The following is a 2,675-nucleotide window of genomic DNA, read 5'->3' as shown; positions in this document are numbered from 1 at the left end:
CCTGCGGGCTCGCGATGACGTTTCCAGTGGATTTTCTCATTACTACCTCAATGAAAAATCATCTAACCTAAGAGCTTGGCCTATTACAAGCTTTGCGAGTTTAACGCCTATGTGAGTGTAGCGGATCAGCAGCGTTAAAAATTTTTGAAGCCTTGGAAAAAATTTAGCTGCTGATACGCGATTTTTTGGCCTTGTTGCCAAAAAAACACCTCCACATAGGTCGCCCTTTTTTGTTTCGTTTTTTGGGCGAGCAAAAAATGAAAGTAGAAATCTTCAGATGGCTTCGACTTTCCTCCCTCCGGTCGGGCTCAGCCTGACAATGGCTGGCGATAAACAATCAACTGACTCCTCGTAAACGGCTTATTTAAAAATCCGGGAAGGCTTGTTTCAGTCTTAAGCGCCCAGCGTTTGAATTTATTCCGGGGTTCGCCCCATTTCAGGAGTCGGCTGAAGCGCTCCAGAGTGCCTACGGGGATGATCTCTACTTCTTTGAAGAACCGGCGCCCCGCCTGTTCAAAATGAGCTGAGCTGAAACTGCGGTCGGGATGCGGATCATTGGCTTTCCATTTGGCAAAGGCTTCTTTATTGAATTTCGACGGCCTGGTCTTCACCGGGATATGCCAGCGCAACTCGTCCAGGAGTCGGTTGTTTACCGCGGGCTCGAAGAATCGGGCTTCGCCATCGGGTTTCAGGAGTCGGGCGGTTTCCTTAAGAAATTCTGCTTCCAGGGGCAGCTCGAGATGATGCAAGAAGGCTTTCCCTATCACATAATCGAAATTCCCCGCCGGGAGTTCATTCCGAAGAAAATCTCCTTCCACGAATTTTATGGGATGTTCAAATTTATAGTTTTCATTGAGCGCGGCCACGATCTTTCCGCTGGAGGAAGCGATATCATTAGCCCAAACCTCAGCGCCCAGGGCAGCCATCACCGCGGCATTCACACAATCGCCACAACCCATTTCTACAACTTTTTTCCCTTTCAGCTTATTTCTGAAATCCTTCTGATACATCGCAAACCAGCTGGTTTCAGTAGTAGTAGCCGAGTTGAGGAAAGCATCCAGATGGTTGATCCAATGCAGGATATTCCGAATAGAATAATCGGCATATTTCTCCTCGTAATGGGCCTTATTCTTGTCGCTGTTCTGGCTGGGATTGCTCATCGTGTTAATTGAAGTGGCAATTTAATAATTTTTATCAGTGGAAAGAGGGCTATTGCGACAACAACTCCGGAAAAGCATTTTTGGGATATAAATTTCAGCATCAACAATCATCAATAAAACTATAAAATTCTGATAATCAGTGTATTTTTTAGTATCTTAATGAGATAATTCCTCCCGGATAGAAACGAGCCACTCTGCCCCAGGCTTCAGTTAAGAATATTAATAAGCTAAACATAAATCTTATGAAAACTCTTTTTATCTGGATGATGCTCATTCCATTGCTTTGCATCTCACAAAATCAACAGGAGACTCAGGAACCACTAATCATTGTAACTATGATGATCGCTCCGGAACCCGGGGATTTCTTCAAATTCAGGGAGGGAATTAAGGAGCACAATAATCAATATCATGCTGAAGGCGCAATGGGCGTACGCATATTTCAGGTGCTGAACGGTGCAAATGCTGAAAAAATGATGGCAGTTATGGGCCCAATGCCCTGGAGTGCCCTGGATAAATCTATGTATGACCAGGATGCCCACGATAAAGACTGGTATGATAACGTGGTGCCTTATATGAAGGACGAGCAGGATATAAATTACTGGCGTTTTGATGCTAAAAACTCTCATTTCCCGCCGAATTTTGAAATGTCCAAACTCGACGTCACTACTTATGATTTTAAAACCGGGACCTATGATTCGGCAATGGAACACCTGGAGAAAATATCGGCGGTCTTTAAAAACCAATATCCCGAAACTCCCCTGGGTATCTATGTGAATGAATTTGCGGCCACCAAAGATGGTCGGGACCTTTCGATGGTGTACTTTTTCGATGATTTCGCCGAGCTGGGGAAAGACCATAAATGGAAAGAAAAATTTGAGGAAGAACACGGGGAAGGAAGTCATGAAAGTTTTAGCAAAGACTGGATGGACCTCCTGAACGGGGCCCAAACCGAGATCTGGGTCTATGACCAGGAAATAAGCGGGATCGGGCCGCAGGTGACCACCAAGACAGAGAATTAAAACCTTTCCTGAATAGCATTCTTTATATTGCTCCTGAAAATTTCTTAGTATCTTTCCGGGAGCAAAATCAGGATATGGGTCACGATCACTCGCACAATCACTCGGGAAAGAATCTGAAGCTGGCTTTTTTTCTGAACCTGGGTTTCACTATTCTGGAATTTTTCGGGGGTTGGTATACGAACAGCGTGGCGATAATGTCTGATGCCGTGCATGACCTTGGAGATAGTCTTTCTTTGGGTTCGGCATGGTACCTGGATAAGAAAAGCAAGGAAGAATCCAATTCCAGCTTTTCATTCGGGTATCGCCGGTTTTCCCTGTTGGGTGCGCTCATCAATAGCCTGGTTTTGATAATTGGTTCTGTTTACGTGATCTCTGAAGCCGTGAGCAGGCTCTTTGAACCGGAAACTTCTGATGCCACCGGAATGATCATTTTTGCTTTGATCGGGGTTACCGTAAACGGATATGCAGCTTACAAACTCAGCAGTGGAAAAACCCT

At 45.0% G+C, this 2,675-nt stretch carries 3 protein-coding genes; 2 read left to right on the top strand and 1 reads right to left on the bottom strand.

What is annotated here, in order from left to right:
- Positions 1-308 precede the first annotated feature (308 nt).
- Positions 309-1,160 (bottom strand): class I SAM-dependent methyltransferase, encoded by an 852-nt coding sequence (locus tag ACESK1_RS12930; protein ID WP_372920592.1) that lies wholly within the window; start codon positions 1,158-1,160, stop codon positions 309-311.
- Between the two features lie 242 nt (positions 1,161-1,402).
- On the opposite strand from ACESK1_RS12930, the gene ACESK1_RS12925 reads away from it, so the two are divergent.
- Positions 1,403-2,179, top strand: a complete 777-nt coding sequence (locus tag ACESK1_RS12925; protein WP_372920591.1) for a hypothetical protein — start codon at positions 1,403-1,405, stop codon at positions 2,177-2,179.
- A gap of 74 nt (positions 2,180-2,253) precedes the next feature.
- A partial coding sequence (locus tag ACESK1_RS12920) for a cation diffusion facilitator family transporter (RefSeq protein WP_372920590.1) occupies positions 2,254-2,675 on the top strand: 422 nt, incomplete at its 3' end.

This window comes from Salegentibacter sp. (genome assembly GCF_041642575.1).
Lineage (GTDB): Bacteria > Bacteroidota > Bacteroidia > Flavobacteriales > Flavobacteriaceae > Salegentibacter.
Note: the sequence above shows the minus strand (reverse complement) of the source record. Positions and strands in the feature narration are given on the sequence as shown.

Coding starts and splice junctions, on each gene's coding strand:
- ACESK1_RS12930 (WP_372920592.1), bottom strand. CDS start 1,160: ATGAGCAATCCCAGCCAGAACAGCGACAAGAATAAGGCCCATTACGAG.
- ACESK1_RS12925 (WP_372920591.1), top strand. CDS start 1,403: ATGAAAACTCTTTTTATCTGGATGATGCTCATTCCATTGCTTTGCATC.